We start from the raw sequence: 25,495 nt of genomic DNA on the forward strand, positions 1-25,495 counted from the left end.
AAACAATAGAAGTTAAGAAGAACTTAGCACCTGTTTGACCCAACCATTATTACGCTCTCGTTCTAGGAGTTCTGAGCGGGTCCGGAGCAGGAGTAAAGTTATATAGTAAGTTGTGAAGGCCGTTGCCATAATGAGCAATGGAATTAGCATGCTCCAGTGAATAGACGGAGCGTCAAATTTAGTGACTGTAGGGCCTTGATGCAAGGTATTCCACCACTCTACTGAATAGTGAATAATGGGTAAGTCGACTACGCCCACCAAGGCAAGGATAGCCGCTGCCCGGGCAGCTTGCCGGGGGTCTTCGATAGCCGACTGCAAGGCCATGTAACCTAGATACAGGAATAACAGAATTAGCTCTGAGGTCAGACGTGCATCCCATACCCACCAGGTTCCCCACATGGGTTTCCCCCAAAGCGAACCCGTGATTAACGCTAATAAGGTAAAAGAGGCGCCCAATGGAGCGCTGGCACTGCCAATGACCTCTGCAACTTTGACTCGCCAGATTAGGGCAATAGCACCTGCCGAAGCCATGACGACGTAGATGAACAAGGACATCCAGGCGCTGGGGACATGGATAAATATAATTCGGTAGCTGTCGCCTTGTTGGTAATCCGCCGGGGCGACGACTAACCCCCAATAAAGTCCTACGATCATCAAGATTGCAGTAATGCTCGCTAGCCATGGAAGTAGGCGGCCAGACCAGATATAAAAATATTTTGGAGAGGCTAAATGTTGGTATCGATGGTGGAATGGTAGATAATGCATCAGTTTAACTCATTCGGATACATAAGGCGGCCGAGGTGGCGATGGGCGCCAAGGTTGCGGCCAATACTAATAAGGCGCCAAGGAGATAAAGCTGCCCATCGGCAGGCAGGCCCTGGGCGGCTGTCTCTACAGCGCCAGCGCTGAAGATCAAGATAGGGACATAAAGGGGGAGTAATAGTAGGGTAAGCAGTAAGCCACCCCGCCTTAACCCTACGGTTAAGGCCACCCCCACTGCTCCCACTAAACTGAGGGCAGGCGTACCCACTAGGAGAGTTATCAACAAGATAACCAGAGGCCAACCCGAAATGCCAAATATTAACCCCAAAAGGGGGGCGAGCAAAATCAATGGCAGCCCGGTAGCCAGCCAGTGCGCAAAGATTTTGGCAAGTACCAGTATAGGCAAGGGATGGGGACTTAGAATAAGTTGCTCCAGGCTGCCGTCATCAAAATCTGAACGGAACATGGCTTCCAAAGAAAGCAAGGTGGCAAGCAAGGCTGCAATCCAGATGATACCGGGTGCAATTTGTCGTAGTACTCCACTCTCCGGTCCGATACCGAGCGGGAAAATGCTGGCTACCATGAGAAAAAAGAGGAGTGGATTGGCGGCATCGCTGCGGTGTCTGAGCACTAATAAGAGATCACGTTTGGTGAGCCACCAGCAGGCATGAGAGAGGGTAGATGCATTCATCGGTAGGGCTAAACTGGTCATAAAGGTGTCTAGGCAGAAATTTCTAAGGTTCGAGCATGGGCGATATTGATGGCGTGATGACTGGTAAAAATCGCTATTCCTCCCGCAGCAGCATGTTCCTCTAGTAGAGTAGCGATGGTTCGTATGGCCACTTTATCTAGAGCGGTAAAAGGCTCATCCAGAAGCCACAACCATGCCCGGTTGACTAATAGGCGGGCCAGCGCTAAGCGGCGGCGTTGTCCCGCTGAGAGGAATCGGCCGGGGAGTTCCCGTATTGTAGTTAAACCGACGCGTTCTAGCGCCTGTTCCGGATCTATGCCCCCTCCGTTAAGTGCTCCTGCTATCATAAGATTTTCGTGGGCAGTTAGCTCTCCCTTAATGGCATCGGTATGGCCCACATAGGAAAGTTCGCTGTGGTACAGGGGTCTTATTTTATTGATCGGTTGCCCGCGCCACTGGAGTGTACCTTCTTCAGGTAATAGCAACCCGCACAACAGGCGTAGCAAGGTAGTCTTGCCTGAGCCATTGTGGCCAGAAACTTCAAGCACTTCTCCCATGTCAACGGTGAAATTCATGTTCTTAAAGAGTAATCGTTCACCACGGCGGCCAGCGAGTCCCTCCACTTGTAGTCGTGGTTGTGCTTGGTCCAGCATCGTCTGTTTCTTGTTATCCTTGCCCATATTTAGGCTTTTTTTCCTTTACTGTGGTCTGCTCAACAGAGCATAATAACATGATTCAATTATACCAGTTTACCATTACTTAGTAGCCATGAGCTTGGGATCATAATAACTTATGAAAGGCAGTTCTTTGGGGCTAAATATCGTCAGACCCATTAAGTATGCTACACTACCAAGCTCATATCTGTGCAGTTTTGCCTTCCTCTGCTCCGTTATCCAATAGCCATGTTTCATTGGCTAGCCTGCTATTTATAAAGTGGGTATAAATGATAATTTAGTTCTGCCAAACAAATATCATAAATTATCATGCCCAAGCAATTCGTCAGAGGCGGGTAACCCATGTTTAAATATCATATCCTATCTTAAATATAGGGACCCAATCACCTTACATTGAGCAAGAAACCGTGGTTTTATGGAACAGGAAACCCATCGTTCGATTCTCGCTGATTTAGTGGACTTCAGTACACAAATGGATTTGGATGCCGTCATGGAGCCTGGAGATGTGCGTCGCCGTGACCGTAGTATTGGGCGAGAGCTGGAGCACCTTGCAGATAAGCCTCGGAGCCAGCTTCGCCAATGGCTATGGCGGGTTGCTGAGAACAAACATGATTTCCCTGGTAATAATGCCGCTAAAACCCTTCGTTTAGTGATGCTAGTGTTGTTTTTTTTCGGGGTGACTGTCGGCTGGATAGCAGCATTGGGGGTGTTCGCCTATGATGGCACGCAGCCGGTCAATGTGGTTAATGTATTGGCGGTATTTGTGGGACTCCAAATTCTGCTTTTACTGATGTCCGCTATTATTGCACTGCCACGGAATATACTCCGTTTTATCCCTGGAACACGCTCACTGCAGGATCTTTTTGGTGTGTTGAGTCCGGGACGGTTAGCGCCTACAATCGCACGGTTTTTATCGCCAGATTACCGTTTGGCCTTTGAAGCAGCCTTGGGTCGCCAAAAGGCGCACCATATTACGTATGGCCGCGTGAGGAAATGGTTGATACTGCAATTCTCCCAGGTATTTGCCGTGGCTTTCAATTTGGGAGCATTAATCGGCTGCCTTTATCTAGTTACGATTTCTGATCTAGCCTTTGGATGGAGTACGACATTAACGTTTCAGGCTGAAAAATTCCATTGGTTAGTACAGCAATTAGCTTGGCCGTGGCGCGATTGGCTTGGGAGCGCTGTTCCTTCCGCCAATCTCATTGAGGTGACCCGGTTTTATCGTCTTGACGAAGGCATTTTGCCAAATGCAATGAAGCTAGAGTCTAAAGATGCTTCCATTCTAGGTCAGTGGTGGCAATTTTTGCTTCTAGCAATTATCTTTTATGGTTTGCTACCACGGCTTTTTACGTTAGCTTTTGCTCGCTGGCGCCTTAACGTTGCGTTAAACAATGCTTTCATCCACGCACCAGGGGCTACTCAGGTTCTTGATCGCATGAATCATGCGGTAGTTGAAACGGCGGCGGTAGAACCCGAGGCAGGAGCAGTACCGATGCCAGAGGTGGTGCCATCTTTTCATGGCGAGAATTTCGCTGGAATTAAGGGGTACCTTGTTAATTGGGCTGGAATTAATTTGGATGAAAGTCAGTTAGAAAATACGTTGCGGGCGGCCATGGCGGTAAAGATCGATCAGGTGTTCCATGCGGGCGGTAAAAGCCCTATTGAGCAAGATCAGCGTATTATCGGAAAGTTGCAAGCGGCGGCGGATACAATGGCTATTGTAGTTGCTGTAAAATCATGGGAGCCTCCTCTCTTGGAATTTTTAGATTTTTTAGAAGCACTCCGATCTGCATTGGGTCCACAGCGATTAATTACGGTGATTCCGTTAGCGCTTAACCATAGGGGTGATCTGGTTTCTGCCGATTCCAGTGATTTAGATATTTGGCGGAAAAAGCTGCAGATTCTTGGAGATCCCCAGCTTGATTTTCGCCCATTGAATTTTAAGGCAAGCTAATGTCCGCTCCCGTATTTGCGGTGGTGGGTCATCCTAACAAGGGCAAGTCGAGTATTGTGGCTACACTTGCCCAGGACGATTCGGTCCAAATTTCATTGATACCTGGTACCACTGCTAAATGCCGCCATTTCCCCATGAAGGTGGATGGTGAAGTGCAATATATTTTGGTGGATACACCAGGGTTTCAGCGAGCACGGCAGGTATTGGCATGGATGAAAGCACGGGCGACAACGGCAGCAGAAAGAACCGCAGTCGTTTGCCAGTTTGTGGAATCTCATCGCGATACGGGTAAATTCGTTGACGAATGTGAATTGCTTGAACCTCTCATTAAGGGTGCAGGCATTTTGTATGTTATCGATGGCTCTCGCCCCTATGGCGAGGAGTATGAAGCTGAGATGGAAATTCTCCAATGGACCGGTCAGCCTAGCATCGCCCTTATCAATATGATTGGCCAAGATAGTTATATTGAAGAGTGGCGCGCTGCGTTAAGCCAGTATTTCAGGATTGTTCGAGTATTTAATGCGGTTACGGCAGAGTTTCACAAGCGTCTTGAATTGCTCAAAGCTTTTGGGCAATTGCGAGAGGAATGGCGGGTTCCATTAAGCCTAGCAGTAAAAACCCTAGAAGAAGACCGCCGTGCCCGGCGCCAGCGGAGCGCTTCATGTATCGCGGAGATGTTGGCCGGAATGATATCGCTTAGGGTGACCAAGCGGCTATCCTCTAAAGAAGACGCCCAATCTCATAAAGCATCATTGACTCAAAAGTATCAAGCAAAGCTGCGCAGCTTTGAGCAAAAAGGCCGACGCGCCATTGAAGGCATTTATGATTACCATGAATTAAAATGCCGGGAAAAAGAAATTGAAGTACTCGATGAGGATCTGTTTTCTCTTGATAGTTGGAATATTTGGGGGTTAAAACGGCGTCAACTCCTCACCACAGGCGCAGCAAGTGGAGCATTGGTTGGTTCGGGTGTCGATCTAGCAGTGGGCGGGAGCTCTTTGTTATTGGGTGCAACCATTGGTTCCATGGTGGGAGGGGCCTCGGCCTGGTTCTCTTATAACCGTATTGCGGACGTTAAAATGCTAGGATTGCCGTTGGGTGGAACAGAACTCCGGGTGGGACCCGCCGGCAACATTAATTTTCCCTACGTGGTGTTGGGACGGGCGCTTTATCACCATGCCGCCGTGACCCGCCGGACTCATGCTCAACGGGATATTCTTAGCCTTGATAATGCAACTGAAACCGCCAGCGCTCGATCTCTTCCAGAACAGCAGCGGAAAAAATTAGAAAAAGTGTTTACCCAACTTCGAAATACGGAGGATAATAATGCCGATCCCACTTTAGTAGACCGCTTAGCGGGAATTATTGAGAATATTATGGAAGATTCGGATCGAATAGTTTAGGGCTCTTGGTTTAAACTGCGATCATATATGGCTATTTTCTAGTACGGGATAAAACTATCTCCGAGAGGATTCAATATCAGGATGAGGGATATTCTTACCATAGAAAATTTCCAGCATTTCGTTCTTTACTCGATCAGCAATTGCTTGCTGCTCCTGGGAGGCAAGGTCACAAGCATTTCCTCCAAATAGGTAATCATCAAGCTCAAAATCCTTAAGCATCATCTTGGTGTGAAAGATATTTTCCTGATAAATATTCACATCGATCATATGGTACCGTCCCTTGGTGTCTTCAGCGATGAAATTTTGAATGGAATTGATGGCGTGATCAATAAAATGCTTTCCTCCATACACGTTGCGGGTAAAGCCCCGCACCCGATAATCCATAGTGACGATATCCGATTCTAAACTATGAATAAGATAGTTTAGAGCTCGTAATGGCGATACCCGGCCGCAAGTGGAAACATCGATGTCTGCGCGGAATGTACTAATCCCGTTTTCCGGGTGACTCTCCGGGTAAGTATGGACGGTGAGATGGCTCTTATCTAAGTGACAGACGAGACTTTCCGGCAGAGGTCCCGGTTCTTCCGCGTTGGTAAATTGCTGATGTATCTCAGTCTCATCCTCAGCAATCAGCATGGTCACGCTGGCCCCCTGGGGTTCATAATTTTGCCGGGCAACATTCAAGATGTTAGCGCCAATAATTTCGGCAACCTCAGTGAGGATATGAGTTAGCCGCTCAGCATTATATTCTTCATCGATATATTCAATATATTCTCGGCGCTGCTGGAATGTTTGAGCATAACAAATATCATAAACATTGAAGCTCAACGTCTTGGTTAAGTTATTGAAACCATGTAACTTAATTTTGTTAAAGGCACGGGTCATCGCTGGTGTCCCTTTCCTTCTGGCTGGCTAATGATGCTATTATTAACTCCTCTAGCGGGCCGCGCATTATCCACTATTTTGCAGTAAAAGAGGAGTGGTAAATAAGCTGCAGGATTGTGCCGGCAGGATCGGTACAGTAGAAACTACGCGCGCCATCCCGATGAGTGCGCGGCATTGTTTTTATGGGAACATGCTGGGCCTTGAGATACTCATACCAAGCGTCTATCGCCTCAGGAGTACGAATAGCAAAGCCCATATGATCCAATCTCTGTGGTCCTTCCGGGAGTTGATCCGGAGGCGTTCGGTGTAATGCTAGACTATCGTTTCCCGAAGTAAGATATACATTATCTGGATCTGGACGCCATTCGACTCGCATCCCAAGGAGTTCTACATAGAAATTTTCGCAGGCATCAAGATCGCTTACGAATAAGGCCACATGGCGCAGACCGGCTGTCGCTGGAGGTTTATTCAATAGTCGCTATCCTCTCAAAAATTACCTATAAACTTAAGTTCTACCATTACGGCGGCTTCTAATACAACCCCATTGTTTTAGTTTAGGTATAGATTAGGCATTTTTTCTTCAAGCTAGTCGATATCAATAATCTCGTAATCATGGCTAATAGAAGCGACTTTACCCAACATGATAGAAGCGGAGCAGTATTTTTCGCTAGAGAGTTTAATGGCTCTTTTGACATGATGTTCTTTGAGTCCGTGGCCAGAAACTTTAAAATGGACATGAATATGGGTAAATACTTTGGGTATGGTTTCCGCCCGCTTGGCCGAAATCTCTACCACGCAGTCGGTAATGGGCTGCCGGCTTTTCTGTAAAATTTGCACAACATCAAAGGCGGTACAGCCACCCAGACCTAGCAAGAGCATTTCCATGGGCCGAACGCCTCGGTTGTGCCCACCGTTCCCAGGAGGTCCATCCATCACTATGGTATGGCCACTTCCTGATTGGCCGGTAAAGCTGCTTTTCTCGATCCATTTAATACGGGCTTTCATAAACGATAGCTCCAGGGTAATTAAAGATGTTCCTATTGTTGCCAATACTACTATAGGTTGAGTTCACTATAGGATAAGAGCGCTGAGTCATGATTGGGTCTAGGCTAGAAAGGACTACCATGGGACGGAATTTGCCCCTAGCGGGACAGGATTCCATCGAGTGTTTCCTTGAGTATTGTCATATTAAGAATTTTTCTGCTAAGGTACCCATTCTTCGCCCTGGAGACCCAGCGGATACGCTGTATTATATTCGCAAGGGCTCTGCAACCGTCTATATAGAAGACGAAGAGGGCAACCAGCTTATCTTGGCCTACCTTAACCAGGGAGATTTTATCGGTGAGATGGGGTTGTTCGCCGAGATTCAGAATCGGAGTGTGCTCATACAAGCCCGAACTCCCTGCCAGTTAGCGGCAATCACCTATGAGCGACTGCGGTATTTATCCCAAGGGCCGCTGGCAGAGCATTATCATCGGATTTTGCTCGCTCTTGGCCGTCAACTCACTCGGCGCCTCCTGGAAACTAATCGCAAAGTTAGCCATCTAGTCTTTATGGATGTAGCCGGCAGGGTTGCGCGAACATTGTTAGATCTGTGCCAGCAGCCCGATGCCATGACTCATCCTGACGGTATGCAGATCCGTATTACTCGGCAGGAGATAAGCCGAATCGTAGGCTGCTCCCGGGAGATGGCAGGGAGGGTGCTTAAAGAGCTGCAGCAGCAGGGTTCGATTTGGGCTAAAGGCAAGACCATTGTGGTTTATGGCACCCGCTAATTTAGGCTGATTGCTTAGCTACCCAAAAATGAAATAGTAAGCCTGTTCAGTAAGTTATACATAAGTAAGCGATAAGGCCAGGATGAACAGGTTTATCGCCAAATAAAGATTCATCTCTCATGATGACTGCTTACTTAGGATCTACTTAAGCCAGAGCATGATTGCAGCAAGAGACAGATAAACGTTCAACAAGGTTACGCTCTGCATACAGTGCGTAATCACAGTCGCGTTGTATGCAGCGATTTTTCTTCGGGGGAATAATGACGTTAATGGTATCGCCATCATAGCCTCTTATCCGCCCAGCACCACAGGTGTCATAAAGCCAGAGATTAAGGGGATTGTAGGCGTGTAATCAGACATCTGCCCCGGTGTTAAAATAACCACAACGGGTCGCCATGCGCTTCACATAGGGTACAGATTTTGTTATTAAACCATCGCTTGAACGACCGATACTTTCCGAATTTTCAGTTCTCTTGAATTCCTACATTAGGGGGGTGAGATTTAACTTGGAGTTTCTCCATGACTGATTTCAATTTTCCTCCTACAAAATTTCATCCGCTTGGATAATTCGCGGTCCCTAGTAGCCTTCGGCAAAGGGGTTTCCCTTCGGGTGCTCCCCATCCCAGGTTCCGCGAACAAGCGCATGCTAGCGCTAATTCATGGCCAAACGCAAGCAATGCTGGCCCTCACGCTTGATGCGCCGTTTCACTTCGCACGCTCGCGAGGGGGTCATTAAAAACATCCGTGTTTAATTCCAATGCACTACCGCGGACTAAATTCAGGTGGCAATTTCCGTCAGTGTGCGCCTGCACGGGCTATCTACAAAAAGGTACGTGTGTTCTTTTTGCCTTGCGATCGTGTCCTTAAGTGTATCCCGGAACAGGGTTTATTGATTGTAAAATTCTAGGCTTAATTCCTATGGCGAAACTCCAAAGCCGCTTCAAGCATGAGGTGGAATTGGCCACCGTGTAAAAGAATTGAACACCGAGCAATAATGTAAGCTATTGAAAATAAATATAAATATATTTAAGTTAATAATCCAGCATTGGCAAGATGTAAAAATTAGCGAAAATTAATCACGAGTTAACCATGTAAGGGCATGGTAAGTATTTGAAATATAATATTATATACAAGGTCGGCATATAATTTGTATTAGAATTATAGATCATTAAAAGGCGTAATTTTTTATATTTGCGAGGAAGCTACGGATGTTGAGGTTGCCTAGCATCCTTAATAGCTACAAAAAGTATGGATAAACATGATATCCACCAAGATCCCTTATTATCTGTTGAAGAGCAAGATTGGCCACAGTCAAAGCAGGACAGTTCTGCTCCGAGCCCCAGTTCTGAATTTATTCGGCCATATACGGGTCGTACTGGAAGGCGACGCCGCAGTGCTCTAAAAATTAAGCTACTTCAGCTTGCGTTGGGTAGTTCCATTTTTTTATTCTCATTAACAATCTTGCTTCTATGGATTTATATTTCTGGATTATCTGCGGAAAATAATCGCATTTCGGCAGAATTTAATAAACAAAGACGGCATTTGGTGGCAGCGACCGCAGCGTTGGAAAAGCTGCAGAATGAACGGAACGCGCTGGTTCAAGGGCGATTGCCCTATTTATTACCGTTAGAGTATGACAGGGCTATTTCTGTTACTGACCAATATCTACGGAATATTATTTTTACCCTAACAAAAAATCAAGGCGAAACAGCAACCGAATACCGGGTGGTATTGCAAAACGATGGATCGTCCGCGATATATCCTGAAGTAAAAATTCTACTTTTCGATAAGCTAGGTATTCAAGTTGGTTCGGCAGAGATCACCAACGGTGAGCAGTCCTCTGATGAAGCAATTCTCGATCCAGGGGAAGTACGCTCTTACTCCGGAAGTGTTAATTTTTTTCGTCCAGGGAATCCTCATTACTTCCATGCGGCCGTCTATTAAGGTTGGTCTGGCCGCGACTAATCCCTTAATTTAATTTGTTTTAAGCAGGTTTACTAAAAATCGCATCAAGCCCTGCCAGCGACTTTTATAGAACATAACGTCTTCGGTAAACTAAAAATTAATGAAGCGAGCCTACAAAGCGCGTATCTATCCGGGATTCGCCCAAGTCAAGCTGCTGGCTTATTCGTTCTGGTATGGGCGTTTCGTCTGGAACAATATGCTCGAATATTGTGCGGATGCCCATTATTCAGAGCAGCATTGGGGCAAGCATTTCTGCGAATGAACGGAAGGTATCGAGTGCGATCTTCGACAATCCTTGCGGGGCCGAGGGGCCATCTGCTGGAAAACACGGGCTCAATAGCCTAAATTCAAGCGCAAGCGTGTCCGGTAGAATACGGTTGATCCAGGCCATGTTCTGCGTCGATGAAAAGCAAGTATTTATCGCTACATTTGCTGGAACGGCAAAAGGTAGGATGAGCCGTGGCCGAGACCGAGCACGGTTTTCCTAGCTCAAAGCGCTGTTAGACCAAAGTTGCAGGCATGCCACTGTGTTCCTGCCTTTTGGATATTCGTAAATAGGTGAGCCCTGCTTGTGGTGGTACTCCCCGCAAGTGCGGCATTGCGATAGTATAGCATGTCAAAACCGCCGGAATAGTGGTAGAACCTGTGGAGTGGGGCTGTGCAGTCTAAGCACCGCAGCCTAATAAAGCCGCATCGTAACAGGAAGGTTTTTGGAGCAATTTAAGAACTCTCGCTCATATAGTCTGACGCGCCTAGGGTGGAGGGCGTCAGTATTAAAGTTATCTCATAAAGTTGCGTCTGGAGAAGGATGTGATTTACAGCATGACGGCGTTTGCGCGCCAAGAAGCACAAAGTGATGTAGGAACTTTCACCTGGGAACTGCGTTCCGTTAATCACCGCTATTTGGATATTTCAGTGCGTTTACCGGAAGAATTGCGCTTTATTGAAAGCCAGCTACGGACGCAAGTGGGCTGCCGGCTCAAACGAGGAAAAGTTGACTGCACTTTGCGTTATCTCCCTCCTTCTGAGCAGGCCCCCAAATTCTCTCTGAACGAACAAGTAACTCGCCAATTGGTGCAGCTATGCGAAGAGATTGAGGCTTTATCCCATAATCCTGCTCCCCTCAATAGTCTGGAAGTATTGCGCTGGCCAGGCGTGTTGCAAACTCCTCCCGTGGACGGGGAGCAGCTGAAAATTGGGGCTTTATCCGCCTTGGAAGAAGCCTTAAATCAGATGCTGGAGACCCGAGCTGCGGAAGGGCGCCGCTTAGCCGCATTTATCACTCAGCGCTGTGAAGAAATCGAGGCCATTATCGTGCGGGTCCGTGCCCATTTACCTCAAGCCATGCTCCATTTTCGGGAACGTTTGCTAGCACGGCTAGAGGTGGTTCAGGCTGATCTGGAACAGGGGCGGATAGAACAAGAGCTAGTACTTTTTGCCCAAAAGAGCGATATCACAGAAGAATTGGATCGGCTTCAATCTCATATGGCTGAAGTACGGGAAGTATTTCAGCGTAAGGAGCCTATTGGCCGGCGTTTGGATTTTCTGATGCAGGAACTTAACCGAGAAGCCAATACTCTGGCTGCTAAATCCGCCGATGTGGAGATTAGTCAGGATGCGGTTGAGCTTAAAGTGCTTATCGAACAAGTACGGGAACAGATTCAAAACATCGAATAACCTTCATAGACTTTGTAAAAGCAGAGCGGTCCCGCCGTCATAGATGCTTTCTTTATAAGGAGTCGCTCTGCTGAACAACTCGCGTTGTCCTTGTTGCGGATTATCGCGTATTAAGAAAAACCCCCTGCGCCTACTCCAGCAAGCAAAATTATGTCTGTGCGGTCTGCGGGTGGCGGTTTGTGATCGAGGCTCATCATATTGACGAGAGCACAGGCCATGGCTCTCCTGTGTCTGGAAGCCCAAGGGAGATTTTTGGGCTGTAAAGCGAACAAGCAATGATTCTGGTCGGCGCTCGATCCGCGTTCGCGCCCAGGTATTAGACTTCTAGGTCGGCGACCGCTCACGGAACAGTATCTGTCAGCCACGGCAGCGCCTTGCGGAAAGCTACCGCAAACAAGCCGCTTTTACCGACATCGGGTTTGAGAAATTCCGCAAGAAAAACACCCAAGGGACAGTCCTTGGAAGAGATGGAAACGATATATTCCCTAACAGGAAACTCACGGAAGCGATTGAGCCTTTCTATTCTAAATTACCGCCCTGTTAGTATTGAATAAATGCTGCGGATTTATTTCCTGCAGCACTGGTTTATACTAATTTGTATTACAAGCAGTCATTCTCAAATAAGGGAAGTCGGTGAGGGAGCGGAGGCGATGGGGTTTATCCGCGAGCTGATTGAGGACGGTGCAGAGTGTATTTTCTAGCTCCTTATAAGCAAAGAGAAGGGAGGGCTTAGCCAAGGTTTTCTCTCGCAGCTCTTCCCAAAAGATACTTAACCGGGTTGAGTTCCGAGCTACGGGCCGGCTGAGGGACTAAGCGGATGTTCTTGGGCACGCTTAACTAGGGGGGGGCCAACCGGCACGGCTGACAAGTATAAGACTAAAGTATTCGGAGAACTCCTAAGCCACCTGCGCTAGAAACAAGGCCATCATCTCGGTATTGGCGGTGGGCAGCAGCAAGGCCGTTAAACGTCCCAACGGCGCACCCTTGCGCACAATTCAGAAACAGCCTTAATAGATTGCTGGCGGTCTTTTTTGCTATGCCGCCCATTGTTCTTGCGCCCCGGCAAATGCGGCTCCAGGAATGCCCATACTTCGTCTGATAGGTCATGTCGGCGATGTGAAGGTGTCATATGAGATCCTCTTTCTTACACAGAATTTCATATTTTTTATCGAGTGACTACACTATTTATATCTAAATTTATAAATATTGAGACATTTGTGTTATATTCATTCATACTGTTGTGATGAGATGTTCAATTGATTTGCGCAAACGAGTAATCGATTTTGTAAGGGGCGGTGGAAGCAAGGCGGAAGCGGCCCGGAGATTTCAGGTAGGCCGCGCGAGCATTTATCGCTGGTTGTCGCAGGATGATGCGCTGTGTTACGAGCGTCCCGGCCCTCGCCGTTCACACAAGCTGGACTGGGAGGCTTTACGGGTCCATGTGGAAGACAAGGCTGCTCTCACCTATAAAGAACGCGCCCGGCATTTTGGCGTTTCGTATTACTGTATTTGGCATGCGATGCACAAAATGGGGTTAACCCGTAAAAAAAATGACGGGGTACACGCAGCGCTGTAATATGAAAAGAAAGAGCTTTCTTCGCCTTCGTGAACGCTATCGCCGCCGCGGCAAAAGATTTGTCTATCTTGATGAAAGCGGTTTTGAGCCGGAGGTTTCCCGTCGTTACGCTTACGCTCCAAAGGGGCGGCGTGTTTATGGTCTGATCTCCGGTCATCGCAGACCGCGAACCTCTTTATTGGCCGCCCGTATGGATGAAGGCTTTGAAGCGCCGTTTCTATTTGAGGGAACCTGTAACACGGCTGTGTTCAATGCATGGCTGGAAAAAGAGCTTTGCCCCTTGCTCAACAGCAACCACATTGTCATCATGGATAATGCTCCGTTCCACAAAGCCGTTTCTTCACGTGAAATCATCAAAAAAACAGGGGCGGGAATTTTATTCCTCCCCCCTTATTCCCCTGACTTTAACCCCATAGAAAAAGACTTCGGAAATATCAAAAAAATCAGAGAATACAACGAACATGAAACCCTTGAGAATATCGTTGCAGCGTATCAGTAATTATAGATTTAGCTATACTTGACGTACCTGGCATTTTAACCGCTTTTGAGGAAAACCTTCATGCCGGAATTTAGCTTCATCCCGGGCAGTCTGCTGCTGTCGTCTACGCTTGCTTACGTGGGCCTGATGCCGGATATCATCGACTGCGATGCCAAGAAAGCGGTTCCCAATTCGGTTATGGAGGTCCCTGTGGGGGTAAGTGGCCGCTGTGATCCCAAGAAAGCCGCCGGGGAGATGAAGAAGGGTGTGGTCCGCACGGTGCAAGACAGCAGGGAGGAAACTCGTGATTCGGTGGAGAATAAAGTAGGGGATAGCTGCGGCGAGGGCAAGCGCCGTTTAAATCAGGACGGCGACTGACGCAGGGAGGAGGGGTTCCCCGCCATACCCCGGAATTGGCCACGCATGATGGGGTGTTTCGCCACGAGGAGATTGGTATCGCGAAGTCGGTGCTGACGAAGGTCAGACCATAGAAGCAGCTGCGTGGCCTGTTGCTCAAGTCAGTGACTACGCCCCAGTGTGCACCAGATTATCTTGGAGAGAGGGGGTATTGTTCTCCTTTTAAAAATTCTGCCGGGATACTTAATTTATTCCTATGGAACTATTCTATATACTGCTGGTTCTGTTGCTAACTACCCGTTTATTGGGTGAATTTTCCAAGCGTATCGGCCAACCCTCCCTTGTTGGAGAGGTGATGGCAGGAATAGCGCTTGGCGCCCTGGCCGCTGAATTTCCCGACAACTTTCCTGCCTTAGTTGGCATCACGGAAGATAAGGTCTTTATTGCGCTCACCGATCTGGCCATCTTTTTCCTCATGCTCTTGGCGGGAATGCAGATGCGTCTGCAAGAACTCGCCAAAGTTTCCCGCAGCGCTTTTTTCGTCGCTGTGGGGGGTATGGTTGTCCCTATGGCCCTAGGGCTAGGTCTAGGGTGGCTACTGATTCCTGATTCCCATTACAAGCAGGCCCAAGCCCTGTTCCTTGGCACCGCCCTGGCTATCACGGCAGTCCCGGTAGTGGTTCGGGTTCTCATGGATTTAGGCACCCTCCGTTCGCGGGTAGGTCAGACCATCGTCTCAGCGGCCTTCTTCGATGATGTGCTCAGTTTGTTGTTACTAGCAGTGCTAACGGCCATGCTCAATACGGGCGAGTTCCCGGATATTAGCTCGCTCCTGTATTTGTTGGGCCAGGTTCTGCTTTTCTTTATGGTAACTGGTGTAGTTGGCTATTTCACATTGCCCTTCATTGGCAAGTTTATTACCCGGTTTCGTCTTGATGAAATTAACTTTAGTGGCTTGCTCATCATTGCCTTGGCTAATGCCGTCCTCGCGGAAATGCTTGGCATGCATTTTATCCTAGGGGCTTTTATTACCGGCGTGCTTTTTACGCCAAAAACCATCAATAAGATGGCCTACGAAGAGAACAAACGCAGGCTCAGCGGAATCAGTGAGGGTTTCCTCGCTCCTTTGTTCTTCGCTTCCATTGGCCTGCACCTTGATCTGAGCGCTATTACTGAAGATCCCATTTTTGTGATTTATCTCATCTATGCCGCTTTTGTCTGCAAATTCATTGGCGCGGGACTGCCTGCCTATTGGTCAGGTTTCTCCATCCGCGACGCTGCTGCTGTCGGTACAGGCATGAGTGCTCGGGGAGCTGTGGAACTTATTATTGCCGACATCGCTTTGCAGGCAGGATTGTTCCAAAGACCGGAACCTACGCCCTCAATAGTGGAAAACTTATTCTCAGCTATTGTTATCATGGCTCTCGCCACCACATTGGTGACTCCTCTCTTCCTCAAAATATTACTAGGCCGTAGAAAAGGGACGGAGAAAAAATCCGATAACGCCAAATTGACCCGTACCGACAAAAAATAGCGCTTGCCTCTCTAAAAGCGAGGCTTATGTTTCCTTCGATTAATGACTTTCGCCCTCTGCTCCCTCGGTTTCTATACGCTCTTTAAGCTTGGCATAGGCTTCCATTAACGTGGGTTCCATCACCACAGATCGGCCATCGCTGATAATAATACGCTCCAGCTTAGGAATTCTTACGTCATCTTTGATGGTGAGAAAAACGGGCTGGATATAAAGAATCACCTGATCCACTGGCATAATGATCATATCCCCTAAAACAACTTTGGAGTCGTCCTGGTTCCACAGGGTAAATTGGGCGGAGACTTTGGGATCTTCATTAATAACGGCATTGATTTGAGCAGGTCCAAACACCAATTCCCCTTTAGGAAAGCTATAAGCAATGAGTTTGCCATAATAAGGATCATCGCTGCCCGCCACGAGCATGGCCCGCATATTATCCTGCCCTTTGACAATCATGGGTAGAAACAAAAGAAAATCAAGCCTATTCTCTTCGATCAAATCCAACGTCAGATAATAGGGCCGTAAACGAGTTTCTGATTCTCTATTATATTTTTGCGCAAACGTCCACATATCCTCCTGCTGATAAAATATTTCTAGATCAGTTTGATGGTATTTGGCGTAAATCCCCATTTGTATTTCAAATAAGTCCTTGGGATAACGGATATGAGCCCGAATATCCTCGGGCATTTGCTCTTTAGGTTTGAAAAGTCCTGGATAAATGCGGCTATAAGCCTGGATGATGGGATCGCTAGAATCAAATATATAGTAGTTAACCGTGCCGTGGTAAGCATCTACCACGATTTTTACTGAGTTACGAATATAATTGATTTTTTCACTGCCCTTGGGTGGAATAGGAAACTCAAACCTCATTAACCCCAGAACATCAGCGTTAGGATACCAAGTTGAGGCCGTATAGGCGTCCTGAATCCAGTATAATCCCTCGGTAGTAGCCACCAAATAAGGAGCAGCATCTAGAAGAAGATAGGGAGTTAAAGTTTCAATGCGTTCGATGATATTACGCCGAAAGAGTATTTTGCTTTTATCGTAGGTTTGGGTAGTAAAGAATATATCCTTATCCTGAAAATAGACAGAAAAAATATATTTTTCAAACAACGAGGACAGGGACACGCCGCCTTTTCCTTGGTAGTCCGTCATTACATTGGCGTTTCCCTTTGGATAATCGAATTCCCTATTCTCATTAGGCGCAATCGCATAACGATAAGATCCTCGGCCATAATAGATACCGGGCTGCTTAATATTAAATCCCTCATCGGACTCCGGTGGAATTCCACGGATAAACCAATCCATAGATGCCTCTCCCTGTCCTTGGCCAGCCGAGCTCATCGCCAGCCCATAACCATGGGTATAGAGCAAATGTTCATTTACCCACTTCTGGGCGCCGCTTGGAAGCTTATCGTAGTTTAATTCCCGTGCGCCTAGAAAAACTTGCTGCTTTTTCCCGTTAATCATGTACCGATCAACGTTTTCCGCAGGAAATCCATAGTAAGTCCGCAGTTGCTGAAGCTGACGATACACTTGTCCTACTAGCTCCTTATCCCAAACGGGAACATTATGGAGGAGATCCTGAACTTTGGCGTTAAAAATATTTTTTAGGGCTTTTTTTCTTTCAAATTTTCTGACTTCTACATTACTAAGTTTATAGGCATCCAAGGTGGCTTTAATGCTATTTTCTATAAAAGGTTTTTGTATAGATAATTCATTAGGTTTAACAATATATTCTTGAGTGGCCCAATGTAAAAAATGAAAATGGCGGGCACCCAGAGAAAGGATAAAAAGTAAGGAAAAAACTGCGAGTGTCTTTAATCCTTTGCGTTTATGGATAAACAATAGCAAGAAAAAGGCAATGCCTAATAGGAAAAACATGGATAGCCAAATAAAAGGCAGAATAACCCGCATCTCAACGAAACCAGGGCCGGAAAACAAGGGCTGATGGGCTTCACTGTAGACAAGCCCGTTACGCTGCAGGAAAAAATCCCATATTTCTATAAAGAAAACCATCAATACCAAAATACTCAGATGCCACTTAGCGCCGGTTGGCAAACGTTTGCCATGCTGGGAAAGTAAACGGTTTTCTATCCAGTAAAACAAGGTTAAACTTGCTAAAAGCAACAAAAAAGAGATTAATAAACGCTGCAGGATAAGCACATAAATGGGAAAGGAAAAAAGATAATAGGAAATATTCTTGCCATAAGCCGGATCTTGAATACCCATATCGGGGGCTACAAGATAGAGCAGAAAGGACTCCCATTGCTGAAAAAGAGGCCAGGCAATGATAATACTGAGGACAAGGGAGAGTGGTGTATAAATCCAGAGTGATCCAGTCTGAAACCTGAAAAATAAATTTTTAAATTTTTTTCTTGGTGCGCCTGGTGGAATATCGGCGGGACGTTCCGATCCGAGGTAATGTGAGGCCACCCAAAAATTAACAAAGAAAATAAGAAAAAAAACAATACTTACCTGTATGAAAACAACTAATTGATAAAGCGCTCGTTGCCAAAAATAAAACCCGTAGTCTTGGGCGCTAAACCACCATAAATCTACTAAAAAAGGAATACCTTCAAAACCAGCAATTAGCAAAAAAACAGCGAGAACTACAATGCTAAGACCTAGAATCAAAAATCTACGCTTCCACCGGGACATTCTATTTTTCCTTTTCTAATTAGCTATAACTTCTCTCTTGAAGACCACTTTGATACTCTCTCAGAAAGACACCCTGGCGCATTTGTGATCATCAAAATTTTTCAGCAGAATTAATCAGATAGGAAAACATCTGCTGTAACAAACGCCTGCACGACCGCACACCACGCCTTAGCGAGGTTATCCAAATCATACCCTCCTCCCCCTAAGCCAAGGATGCGCCCCGAGCTATATTGTTCCGCGATGGCACATAAGCGCTTTGCGGCATGTGCATGGGCTGTAGGGCTATATCCAAGGTGAGTAAGCGGATCGCCCGCCAAACTATCCGCACCGCACTGAAACAAAATGAATTCTGGCTGGCCCCGTTTTAGAAATGCCTCTGCTTGTTCCCAAGATTCTAAAAATTTCTTATCCGTGGCCCCTGGCGGCATAGGAATATTTAGCTTGCTGCCTACGGCAGGGCCAGTGCCCGTTTCATCCTTAGATCCCGTTCCAGGATATAGATAACGGCCATCTTCATGGAGATCAACAATAATCACATTCGGGTCTTCCTCAAAGCCGTAAAACACCCCATCTCCATGATGGGCATCGATATCCACATATCCTATTCGCTGCACCCCATACTGCCGCCGTAACGCTTCAATGGCCACGCCGCAGTCATTAAAGACGCAAAAACCAGCGGCAGCTTCGCGGCGGGCGTGATGCAAACCAGCAATTGGAATAAAAGCTCGCCGGCAAGATCCGGTCATCATGCCATCCACTGCCTTTAGCACGGTTCCCACAACCGCCGCAGCTGCTTCATAAACACCTGGAAAAGCAGGCGTATCCCCATAATCCAGAAAGCCTCTCCCTGCTATGGAAGAGTGCTTAACTCTTTCAACATAGTCAGGGAGATGAAACCATTCAATTTGTTCTTGAGCAGCGATAATCGGCTTCTCCATCACGACTTTTTGATCAAGCTCCTGATGATAGAATTCATCCATAAAGGCGGCCTGTCGGCGGGGGCCAAAAGGATGCCTTTCACCAAAATTATAACGCTGCAATAATTCTCCCATATAAACGCAAACATTTTTGTTCATTTAGAAATTCTCGCTAGACACCCTGCTGTTCATGGCGGGGAGCAAGCGTGGCCTCCATGTATTAAAAATTAAAAAACGGCAATCGGCAGGCTTTGCGTTTTGGCAGAGCCTTTTTCCTCTTGTCATGGCATGTAAACTGATTCGGTCTTTCAAAACTTCCCCCACATAAGTGACCCCCCACTTAGGATGTTTGATTAAACTGCCACGCTTAAACCCATAACTGAGCATGCCGCTGTAAGGCTTTCGAATACCCCCCCTTTGAAAGCAGTCAACGGGGAACAGTTTCGCTAGCCACCTGTGCAGAGCTTCAGCTTCCACTGTCGGCAGGCTTTGGGGGAAGGTGGAAATGGACTGCGGGCACGGTTATCTCTGTTCTTACGGCGCGGGGTTTTCCTAAACTGCCCAGCTCGCCGTATATTCCTCCAAACCTCAATCGCATCCTTGACCTAGATCGATCACCGCATCGGTTTTAACGCCACATCCCTCTTTCTTGTTGCCGGGGTCAATACCTACCGCTATTGGTTGTAACTTTCTATCCCACGGGGCTGCATTCAGCCGCACGCAGAAAACCCCGTGCTTCCAAAAAGGCGTTGCCTTACCTTCTCTAACCCAACGCCTGGTGCGACTCGGTTTAGAGGGAGGCATTCCCGGTATCATTTCCCCTGCCACGAGAAATCCGTTTAACTTTCTGTCTAGTCAACTGTTTTATCTTGATTAATCCGCTTAGCTTGCGGCTTACTTAAGCCCCGTCCTTTAGGAAGGGGTGGTTGACTATCTATAATTTATAAATTGTGGAAATCCACACTTCTATAACAATAGCTTATTTTTTATATTAGTAAATGAAGACAAAAAATACTGTAATTAAGAACAAAGACTAGCAAGGCAAGCTTATAGAGAGAAGTGATGGTTTTTTACTACCTAGCCTGGGACGCCAATTCTTCTCACTGTGGAAATATAAAATATTAATTACTACGTCGGGACTCATTCATAAAGAAAATTGTCACATTTAAATTGAGTCCCAAAAAAACCGGTCCCAACTGAAATTTAGCGAGCAAGGAAATAAACATGTATCGTATGCACTGTGCGGAGATCTGGGGTGGTACCAGAGCCACCAACGAAGACTTATCGACTCGCGCCCTAACCGCTAGTCTCTACTCAAATGCGTCTGAGGGGTGCAAAGGCGGCGATATCTATTACTTTAGTGTCTGCGAAGCGGATATGCTTACCCGTATCGCCATAGCCGATGTAGTCGGACATGGTCCAGATGTTAATCGAATCGGCCGGTGGCTTTACGACGCGCTGGCGGCGCAGGTAAACAGTCATGAAGTTGGCGACGTCCTTGCCAGACTGAATCGGCAGGTAGTTACCGAATGTGGACTTAAGGCAATGACCACGGCGGCAGTTGCTGGTTTCTGTTTCGCCGATACTCAACTTTACATTTCCTATGCTGGACACCCGCCATTGCTGCTTTGGCGGCAGGATGATCAGTGCTGGCGGCCCATCGAGTTGAAGGCGCGCTTGGAAGCAACTAACCTGCCATTAGGGGTGATGAAAGGCATACCCTATGATCAGGAGCAAATCCGGCTCGTCTCCGGGGATCGCCTGTTTCTGTATACGGATGGACTCATTGAGGCCCCAGACGCGCAGGGCCAGCTATTTGGTGAAGAGCGGCTGCGGGCCATCCTTGGGCAGGTTGGCAACGAGAGTTTGCTTCACTTAAAACAAGCCGTTCTGAGGGCTATCCATGAGCATACGGGCGGGATTCTAACCCATGATGATATGACCCTCATAGCAATAGAGATTAATTAACTGCCTAGTGCTTAATGGTATGGGGCTGGTAAGCTAGGGAGGGAGAGATTAAGGTACGGATGCACTTATTTTTAAGCCCCCTAAATACAGGAGAAAGTAGCCAATGACACCGGTTTCAGCCGAAAATAATTTTGACGTACTGGTAGTGGGAGGGGGCACGGCCGGCACCAACGCAGCCCGAGCTGCTTGCAATGCGGGAGCCTCTAGGGTGGGAGTGGTGTATATTCCCGAAATGTTTAACACCTGTGTGCAGGAAGGTTGCATGCCTTCGAAAAGCGTGCTGGCTTCATCCGCCCAGGGATACTCCTTTTTGGAAGCCATATACCGTAAAGATGTGCATCTTAACCGCCTTGCCCGCGCTCTTAAAGGAAAAATGCAAAGAGCGCCCTATACCCTCATTGAAGGAGAGGCGCGGTTTTTGCCAGGAAAAGAAGGAGTAGAAGTCACCCAAGGTAAGAAAACACGCCGCCTATGGGCTAAAAACTATGTTATCGCTACCGGTTCCCATGCTTGGATTCCCCCCATAAAAGGACTTGAGGGTTTACCTGCCGGGCGCATGCTCGTCAGTGACGATATTGTGGGCATTCAAACTCTTCTTGGCGAAGCGCCTAAACGGTTACTGGTACTGGGTGGTGGCCCCATTGGCCTGGAGTTGGCCACCTTTTTTGCACGGTTAGGAACAGAAGTGCTTATCCTTGATACCGCCGGTCTTTTGGGGCACTTTGATTCCGAGTTTGGCGAAGCACGGCTTCGCGCCCTGAAAACCACGCCTCACATGAACAGTTTGGTACCTGGAGAACTCCAATCGGTAGCCGACACCGCAAACGGGCTATTATGCCATATTGTCCATCAAGGCAACCTGCTTGAACGCTATGCCGACAAGCTATTAATTGCTACTGGACGGAGACCGAATATTGAGGCGCTAGCCCTAGAAAATGCCGAGGTGCAGGTAGAGGGCTCCACCATCCAGCATAATGAATACCTCCAGACCAGCAATCCTCATATCTATATTGCGGGCGATGCGATCAACCATCACCAAATATTGCATTACGCGGCGGAAATGGGTCAGGTTGCCGGCGCCAATGCGGCTTACGGCAAACCCACTGCGGTTATGGATTATCAAAAATTTTCCCTGGCAATTACTTTCGATGAATATCCTTCTGCGCTGATTGGCTTAACGGAGAGAGAGGCCAAGGCACAGGGTTATGATGTCATCTCAGCTACCCAGGATTTATCTTCCCTGGGGATGGGTATTCTCGAGGATCTTCCTTGGGGCCTTTGGAAATTGGTGGCTGATCGCAGGGATGGCCGTGTACTAGGGTCCCAGATTTTTGGCCCCTCATCAGCGCCGGAGATCATCCAGCTTCTGTCTCCTATTCTGTATTACCAAGGAACTCTGAGAGATATAGTACGCATGACCTGGTATCATCCCACCTATGCAGAACTCCTCCGCTCTCTGGCCCGTAGGCTTTGTTCAGAAAACGGAATTGAATGCCCTGGTGCTTAGATTAAACTTAACCATTATAAAATCAATAAGGACGCCTGAAATGGTGATGGCGACCGAAATGATGCCTGTGTCGATGATAAAAACGGAAACCATGGCTACTATAACGAGGACGGTAGTAGGAGCCATAGTAGGGACGATAATAATGTCCAGGATAATACCCTAGAGAGTAGCCCCCTCCATAATAAGCGCATCCAGAAAGGCTCATAGCCACTAATATCAATATTAATGCGAAAAGCAAAATAATTCGTCTTGCTAAAAATCTCATCGCTGCTCATCGCAGGCTCAAACCCGGGAACGGGAAAAGGTCTTGAAGCCGTTAAATATAAAAGCTATAAATATCCGACCCTGAAGGAAGCTTGAGGTTCACCAAGCTAATCCTGGCGAGCGTTAGCTTTAATGTTCGAATATCTTCCAGGGCAATCCGCTCATAGCCCGCCGTTAGGCTGTGGCTCAGCTCCATGGGGAGGGACCACCGTAAGCGTGGGGTGGGGGTGAGTAGCTCGGCGATGGGCCGGGCGTTAAAGGGGCCGGGCATCACCCGAAAAAAAAGTGTTCTACAATCCCAAGCGCGAGAGCGAGCCGCTCCAACGGCAATGGAGCGCGCATCAAGAGAGCGTCTGCACCTATGCCGCCGAGCAACTGATTTTTCTCGATGAAATGGGGGCGGTGTTCAACCTGAGCTTAGACTATGCCCCCAAAGGTCAGCGGGTCTATGACGAAAAACCCACCGCTAAGGGAGAACGCATCAGCACCCTCGGGGTGCTTTCTCTTCAGGGGCTGGTTACAGGGATGCGCTTTGAGGACACCTTAAACGGGTCCGTGTTTCTCTATTTCTTAGAACAGTTCTTGTGCCCGCCGCTGAAGCCGGGCCAGTGTGTCATTCTCGATAATGCCGCCGCCTATAAAGCTGAGGGGGGCGCTGAACCCATGAGCAAGCTGGCGCTCGACTCCTTTACCTGCCTCCCTATTTTCCAGATCTTAACCCCATTAAAATAGCTTGCTCCAAAGTCAAATATTTTCTCCGAAAAGTCCAAGCACGAACTAAAGAGAGCTTATATCTGGCCCTCGTTCAGATCCTCAACCCTCTCATTCCAGAGCATGCCAAAGTCTATTTCGGACATGTCAGAATACGTGTTTAACTTAATCGGGAAATGCTATAGTCGAAGCGCTTAGGCTTATTGAAGGGTGCCGGGAAGCATGGCCAACTGACTCACCCAATAAAAACTCCAGATGCGAAGATATTCTCGAAATAGAAAGCGGGAGGATAAAAATGCCAGAGTCGCGCCTAAGGTTGAGGCGAAGGAAACGAAACGATGACGGTACCAACAATTAAACTAAGTAAGGCTCCTCCCTCAATGGTCATCACCGCAGTACCGGCAACGAGGGGGTAGTCACTAAAACATAAACAACAAAAAATACCGCCACTGAAACTACCGGCGCTCCAGCAATAGTTTGATGGAGGTATTCTTGATGCGTCTTCAATCTTTCCAGTTCAAGGTACTGAGGCCCCTCAAAATAGAAAAAGGCCCCTATCAGAATCAAAATTAGAAAGATAAAGGTTAGACGCTTTATCGAAAATATTCCTATTCCTCTATTGCTGTTGCGCTGGAGGATAATTATAGAAAAACTACTCAGAGCCTCAATAGCTGGCTTCATGAGCATACATCCGCTCTGTAATGGTGATATTGCCACGTTGGCAGGAGCATTGTTACAAACCTACTGTAAATGCTGTTGCATTTCATTTAATGCTTGGGCGGCAATATAGCTAATATTTTTGTCGTTCTCCTGAGTAAGTTCCTTCAAAGCTTCCGTGGCTATTGCCTCGGCAGAGTTAAAATTTACCGCATGTTGCCAAAGCGCCCCGATCGCTTGAAACCGCTCCTTTGCTGTTAGCGTATCGTTAGCAGCTCTTTCTACTAGCGCGCCGGCTGCGCGGGGATCATCCAGAGCCGCCAATTGGTTGATGGCTTCCGGATACAAACTTTTATGGGGAGATTGCAAAGCATCGATCGCCCGTTGGAATAGTTTTTCGTTATGTTCTTCTTCTTTTGCTGAGCGAATAGGTGCGCTTGCCTTCCCTCCTTCTTCATCCTCCATGCCTGTTGGATCTTCCTCCACAAGGGGCTGAAATTCATCCAAAGTTTGGGGTTTCTCTTCGGCGGTGTTATTGGTATTGGAGAAGGGATCTAGAGCAGACTGTTTAAATGTTGCGGTACCTAACAGAGGTCCAGCGTGGGTTAGTGTTGGTGAAGTTGACAAAAGGAGAATAATATTATGCTCCGCTGTATGGTGCAGGGCATAGGAAAATCCCCTGAGCATTTGTTTAAGGGCTTCTACCAGAGGAGCCTCGGCTATATTTGCCGATACGGGATAATCCGCCAGTTCCGGATCGTTGAAATGGCTTTGCAGTCCCGTTTTAGCCTTAAACTCACGCAAAACCTTAGCCAGGGGAACGTTGTAAATTTCGGCGCTCAATAAGCCTTTTTTATACCGAACAGTTAGTTTGGGATGGGTAATGTCCTGTTTTTTGGTATGGGGAGTAACGGTTGCTGGAGGGCTGGCGGCGTGAGAGCTCGCTAAAAACAACACGAGGACAGGTAACCCGATGATAAGTACCATTGCTAGGCGAGCATTCATAATATTTTCTTCTTTGATGATAGAGAATAAAGGATGGACATCCCTCCTCGTGGTGCAGGAGGGATGCCAAGCTG

The 25,495-nt window shown here is 47.4% G+C and carries 26 protein-coding genes; 14 read left to right on the plus strand and 12 right to left on the minus strand.

The features are described 5' to 3' along the window. Nucleotides 1-12: 12 nt before the first annotated feature. Genes NOC_RS05170 through ccmA form a run of 3 tightly spaced genes read right to left on the minus strand, consistent with a single transcriptional unit; the run spans nt 13 to nt 2,133 of the window. Complete coding sequence (locus NOC_RS05170) at nt 13-765, minus strand: heme ABC transporter permease (RefSeq protein WP_002810388.1); 753 nt, start codon at nt 763-765, stop codon at nt 13-15. A 4-nt stretch (nt 766-769) separates the two neighbouring features. After that, nucleotides 770-1,474, minus strand: a complete 705-nt coding sequence (gene ccmB / locus NOC_RS05175; protein ID WP_002808973.1) for a heme exporter protein CcmB — start codon at nt 1,472-1,474, stop codon at nt 770-772. An 8-nt stretch (nt 1,475-1,482) separates the two neighbouring features. Continuing rightward, on the minus strand, nt 1,483-2,133 hold the full coding sequence (gene ccmA, locus NOC_RS05180; protein ID WP_002809040.1) for a cytochrome c biogenesis heme-transporting ATPase CcmA: 651 nt from the start codon (nt 2,131-2,133) through the stop codon (nt 1,483-1,485). A 409-nt stretch (nt 2,134-2,542) separates the two neighbouring features. On the opposite strand from ccmA, the gene NOC_RS05185 reads away from it, so the two are divergent. Then, on the plus strand, nt 2,543-4,084 hold the full coding sequence (locus NOC_RS05185) for a DUF2868 domain-containing protein (RefSeq protein ID WP_002811585.1): 1,542 nt from the start codon (nt 2,543-2,545) through the stop codon (nt 4,082-4,084). Further along, nucleotides 4,084-5,487: a DUF3482 domain-containing protein gene (locus tag NOC_RS05190; RefSeq protein WP_002808867.1), complete on the plus strand. Its 1,404-nt coding sequence runs from the start codon at nt 4,084-4,086 to the stop codon at nt 5,485-5,487. The genes NOC_RS05185 and NOC_RS05190 overlap by 1 nt, the downstream gene beginning before the upstream one ends. A 54-nt stretch (nt 5,488-5,541) precedes the next feature. Here the strand turns inward: NOC_RS05190 and speD are convergent, their stop codons facing one another. The 3 genes from speD to NOC_RS05205 all read right to left on the minus strand — a co-directional run bounded on the left by speD (nt 5,542) and on the right by NOC_RS05205 (nt 7,377). Next, nucleotides 5,542-6,372, minus strand: a complete 831-nt coding sequence (gene speD, locus NOC_RS05195) for an adenosylmethionine decarboxylase (RefSeq protein WP_002811356.1) — start codon at nt 6,370-6,372, stop codon at nt 5,542-5,544. 73 nt (nt 6,373-6,445) lie between these two features. Beyond that, nucleotides 6,446-6,844 (minus strand): VOC family protein, encoded by a 399-nt coding sequence (locus tag NOC_RS05200; RefSeq protein WP_002811463.1) that lies wholly within the window; start codon nt 6,842-6,844, stop codon nt 6,446-6,448. A gap of 113 nt (nt 6,845-6,957) precedes the next feature. Next, nucleotides 6,958-7,377, minus strand: a complete 420-nt coding sequence (locus NOC_RS05205) for an OsmC family protein (protein WP_011330521.1) — start codon at nt 7,375-7,377, stop codon at nt 6,958-6,960. A 119-nt stretch (nt 7,378-7,496) separates the two neighbouring features. Here NOC_RS05205 and crp point away from each other — a divergent pair, with 119 nt between their 5' ends. The 8 genes from crp to NOC_RS05240 all read left to right on the plus strand — a co-directional run bounded on the left by crp (nt 7,497) and on the right by NOC_RS05240 (nt 15,734). Further along, nucleotides 7,497-8,147 (plus strand): cAMP-activated global transcriptional regulator CRP, encoded by a 651-nt coding sequence (crp, locus tag NOC_RS05210; protein WP_002808952.1) that lies wholly within the window; start codon nt 7,497-7,499, stop codon nt 8,145-8,147. 1,248 nt (nt 8,148-9,395) lie between these two features. After that, nucleotides 9,396-10,091, plus strand: coding sequence for a hypothetical protein (locus NOC_RS05215; protein WP_002808661.1), 696 nt, complete (start codon nt 9,396-9,398; stop codon nt 10,089-10,091). A 121-nt stretch (nt 10,092-10,212) separates the two neighbouring features. Next, on the plus strand, nt 10,213-10,374 hold the full coding sequence (locus NOC_RS16710; RefSeq protein WP_002810412.1) for a helix-turn-helix domain-containing protein: 162 nt from the start codon (nt 10,213-10,215) through the stop codon (nt 10,372-10,374). 548 nt (nt 10,375-10,922) lie between these two features. Further along, a complete protein-coding gene (locus NOC_RS05220) occupies nt 10,923-11,789 on the plus strand; it encodes a YicC/YloC family endoribonuclease (RefSeq protein WP_011330522.1) in 867 nt (288 codons plus the stop codon). A 1,243-nt stretch (nt 11,790-13,032) separates the two neighbouring features. Continuing rightward, a complete protein-coding gene (locus NOC_RS05225) occupies nt 13,033-13,365 on the plus strand; it encodes an IS630 transposase-related protein (protein ID WP_011330421.1) in 333 nt (110 codons plus the stop codon). A gap of 1 nt (nt 13,366) precedes the next feature. After that, entirely contained in the window at nt 13,367-13,864 is a 498-nt protein-coding gene (locus NOC_RS05230) for an IS630 family transposase (RefSeq protein ID WP_011330422.1), read from the plus strand. Between the two features lie 60 nt (nt 13,865-13,924). Continuing rightward, nucleotides 13,925-14,221, plus strand: a complete 297-nt coding sequence (locus tag NOC_RS05235; protein ID WP_002810586.1) for a hypothetical protein — start codon at nt 13,925-13,927, stop codon at nt 14,219-14,221. Between the two features lie 235 nt (nt 14,222-14,456). Beyond that, nucleotides 14,457-15,734, plus strand: a complete 1,278-nt coding sequence (locus NOC_RS05240) for a cation:proton antiporter (RefSeq protein ID WP_002810440.1) — start codon at nt 14,457-14,459, stop codon at nt 15,732-15,734. A 39-nt stretch (nt 15,735-15,773) separates the two neighbouring features. Here the strand turns inward: NOC_RS05240 and NOC_RS05245 are convergent, their stop codons facing one another. The 3 genes from NOC_RS05245 to NOC_RS17855 all read right to left on the minus strand — a co-directional run bounded on the left by NOC_RS05245 (nt 15,774) and on the right by NOC_RS17855 (nt 20,113). After that, complete coding sequence (locus tag NOC_RS05245; protein ID WP_002809308.1) at nt 15,774-18,392, minus strand: UPF0182 family protein; 2,619 nt, start codon at nt 18,390-18,392, stop codon at nt 15,774-15,776. A gap of 110 nt (nt 18,393-18,502) precedes the next feature. Further along, nucleotides 18,503-19,468, minus strand: a complete 966-nt coding sequence (locus NOC_RS05250; protein WP_002809985.1) for an acetoin utilization protein AcuC — start codon at nt 19,466-19,468, stop codon at nt 18,503-18,505. Between the two features lie 429 nt (nt 19,469-19,897). Continuing rightward, entirely contained in the window at nt 19,898-20,113 is a 216-nt protein-coding gene (locus NOC_RS17855; RefSeq protein ID WP_036526029.1) for an RRXRR domain-containing protein, read from the minus strand. 420 nt (nt 20,114-20,533) lie between these two features. Between NOC_RS17855 and NOC_RS05260 the strand changes: the two genes are divergently transcribed. Both NOC_RS05260 and NOC_RS05265 read left to right on the plus strand, forming a co-directional pair. Continuing rightward, nucleotides 20,534-21,277 carry a PP2C family protein-serine/threonine phosphatase gene (locus NOC_RS05260; protein ID WP_011330523.1) on the plus strand — a complete coding sequence of 248 codons (744 nt, stop codon included), beginning with the start codon at nt 20,534-20,536 and terminating at the stop codon, nt 21,275-21,277. A 103-nt stretch (nt 21,278-21,380) separates the two neighbouring features. Continuing rightward, nucleotides 21,381-22,784, plus strand: coding sequence for a dihydrolipoyl dehydrogenase family protein (locus tag NOC_RS05265; RefSeq protein ID WP_002809730.1), 1,404 nt, complete (start codon nt 21,381-21,383; stop codon nt 22,782-22,784). Between the two features lie 316 nt (nt 22,785-23,100). Here NOC_RS05265 and NOC_RS05270 read toward each other — a convergent pair whose 3' ends face one another. Then, nucleotides 23,101-23,322 carry a hypothetical protein gene (locus NOC_RS05270; RefSeq protein ID WP_155814826.1) on the minus strand — a complete coding sequence of 74 codons (222 nt, stop codon included), beginning with the start codon at nt 23,320-23,322 and terminating at the stop codon, nt 23,101-23,103. Nucleotides 23,323-23,333: 11 nt separating this feature from the next. Here NOC_RS05270 and NOC_RS05275 point away from each other — a divergent pair, with 11 nt between their 5' ends. Both NOC_RS05275 and NOC_RS18555 read left to right on the plus strand, forming a co-directional pair. Beyond that, nucleotides 23,334-23,780 carry a transposase gene (locus NOC_RS05275; RefSeq protein WP_002808974.1) on the plus strand — a complete coding sequence of 149 codons (447 nt, stop codon included), beginning with the start codon at nt 23,334-23,336 and terminating at the stop codon, nt 23,778-23,780. Then, nucleotides 23,771-23,923, plus strand: coding sequence for a hypothetical protein (locus NOC_RS18555; RefSeq protein ID WP_368730327.1), 153 nt, complete (start codon nt 23,771-23,773; stop codon nt 23,921-23,923). Before NOC_RS05275 ends, NOC_RS18555 begins: the two co-directional genes overlap by 10 nt. A gap of 223 nt (nt 23,924-24,146) precedes the next feature. Here the strand turns inward: NOC_RS18555 and NOC_RS18085 are convergent, their stop codons facing one another. Together NOC_RS18085 and NOC_RS05285 are read right to left on the minus strand one after the other, a co-directional pair. Continuing rightward, the gene (locus NOC_RS18085) at nt 24,147-24,440 is read right to left on the minus strand and encodes a hypothetical protein (RefSeq protein ID WP_231561592.1); all 294 of its coding nucleotides are present in this window, start codon (nt 24,438-24,440) and stop codon (nt 24,147-24,149) included. A 60-nt stretch (nt 24,441-24,500) separates the two neighbouring features. Continuing rightward, entirely contained in the window at nt 24,501-25,421 is a 921-nt protein-coding gene (locus NOC_RS05285; RefSeq protein WP_002811515.1) for a HEAT repeat domain-containing protein, read from the minus strand. Between the last annotated feature and the right edge of the window lie 74 nt (nt 25,422-25,495).

Source organism: Nitrosococcus oceani ATCC 19707, assembly GCF_000012805.1.
Lineage (GTDB): Bacteria > Pseudomonadota > Gammaproteobacteria > Nitrosococcales > Nitrosococcaceae > Nitrosococcus > Nitrosococcus oceani.

Coding starts and splice junctions, on each gene's coding strand:
- NOC_RS05170 (WP_002810388.1), bottom strand. CDS start 765: ATGCATTATCTACCATTCCACCATCGATACCAACATTTAGCCTCTCCA.
- ccmB (WP_002808973.1), bottom strand. CDS start 1,474: ATGACCAGTTTAGCCCTACCGATGAATGCATCTACCCTCTCTCATGCC.
- ccmA (WP_002809040.1), bottom strand. CDS start 2,133: ATGGGCAAGGATAACAAGAAACAGACGATGCTGGACCAAGCACAACCA.
- NOC_RS05185 (WP_002811585.1), top strand. CDS start 2,543: ATGGAACAGGAAACCCATCGTTCGATTCTCGCTGATTTAGTGGACTTC.
- NOC_RS05190 (WP_002808867.1), top strand. CDS start 4,084: ATGTCCGCTCCCGTATTTGCGGTGGTGGGTCATCCTAACAAGGGCAAG.
- speD (WP_002811356.1), bottom strand. CDS start 6,372: ATGACCCGTGCCTTTAACAAAATTAAGTTACATGGTTTCAATAACTTA.
- NOC_RS05205 (WP_011330521.1), bottom strand. CDS start 7,377: ATGAAAGCCCGTATTAAATGGATCGAGAAAAGCAGCTTTACCGGCCAA.
- crp (WP_002808952.1), top strand. CDS start 7,497: ATGGGACGGAATTTGCCCCTAGCGGGACAGGATTCCATCGAGTGTTTC.
- NOC_RS05215 (WP_002808661.1), top strand. CDS start 9,396: ATGGATAAACATGATATCCACCAAGATCCCTTATTATCTGTTGAAGAG.
- NOC_RS16710 (WP_002810412.1), top strand. CDS start 10,213: ATGAAGCGAGCCTACAAAGCGCGTATCTATCCGGGATTCGCCCAAGTC.
- NOC_RS05225 (WP_011330421.1), top strand. CDS start 13,033: ATGAGATGTTCAATTGATTTGCGCAAACGAGTAATCGATTTTGTAAGG.
- NOC_RS05230 (WP_011330422.1), top strand. CDS start 13,367: ATGAAAAGAAAGAGCTTTCTTCGCCTTCGTGAACGCTATCGCCGCCGC.
- NOC_RS05235 (WP_002810586.1), top strand. CDS start 13,925: ATGCCGGAATTTAGCTTCATCCCGGGCAGTCTGCTGCTGTCGTCTACG.
- NOC_RS05240 (WP_002810440.1), top strand. CDS start 14,457: ATGGAACTATTCTATATACTGCTGGTTCTGTTGCTAACTACCCGTTTA.
- NOC_RS05245 (WP_002809308.1), bottom strand. CDS start 18,392: ATGTCCCGGTGGAAGCGTAGATTTTTGATTCTAGGTCTTAGCATTGTA.
- NOC_RS05250 (WP_002809985.1), bottom strand. CDS start 19,468: ATGAACAAAAATGTTTGCGTTTATATGGGAGAATTATTGCAGCGTTAT.
- NOC_RS17855 (WP_036526029.1), bottom strand. CDS start 20,113: ATGCCTCCCTCTAAACCGAGTCGCACCAGGCGTTGGGTTAGAGAAGGT.
- NOC_RS05260 (WP_011330523.1), top strand. CDS start 20,534: ATGTATCGTATGCACTGTGCGGAGATCTGGGGTGGTACCAGAGCCACC.
- NOC_RS05265 (WP_002809730.1), top strand. CDS start 21,381: ATGACACCGGTTTCAGCCGAAAATAATTTTGACGTACTGGTAGTGGGA.
- NOC_RS18085 (WP_231561592.1), bottom strand. CDS start 24,440: ATGAAGCCAGCTATTGAGGCTCTGAGTAGTTTTTCTATAATTATCCTC.
- NOC_RS05285 (WP_002811515.1), bottom strand. CDS start 25,421: ATGAATGCTCGCCTAGCAATGGTACTTATCATCGGGTTACCTGTCCTC.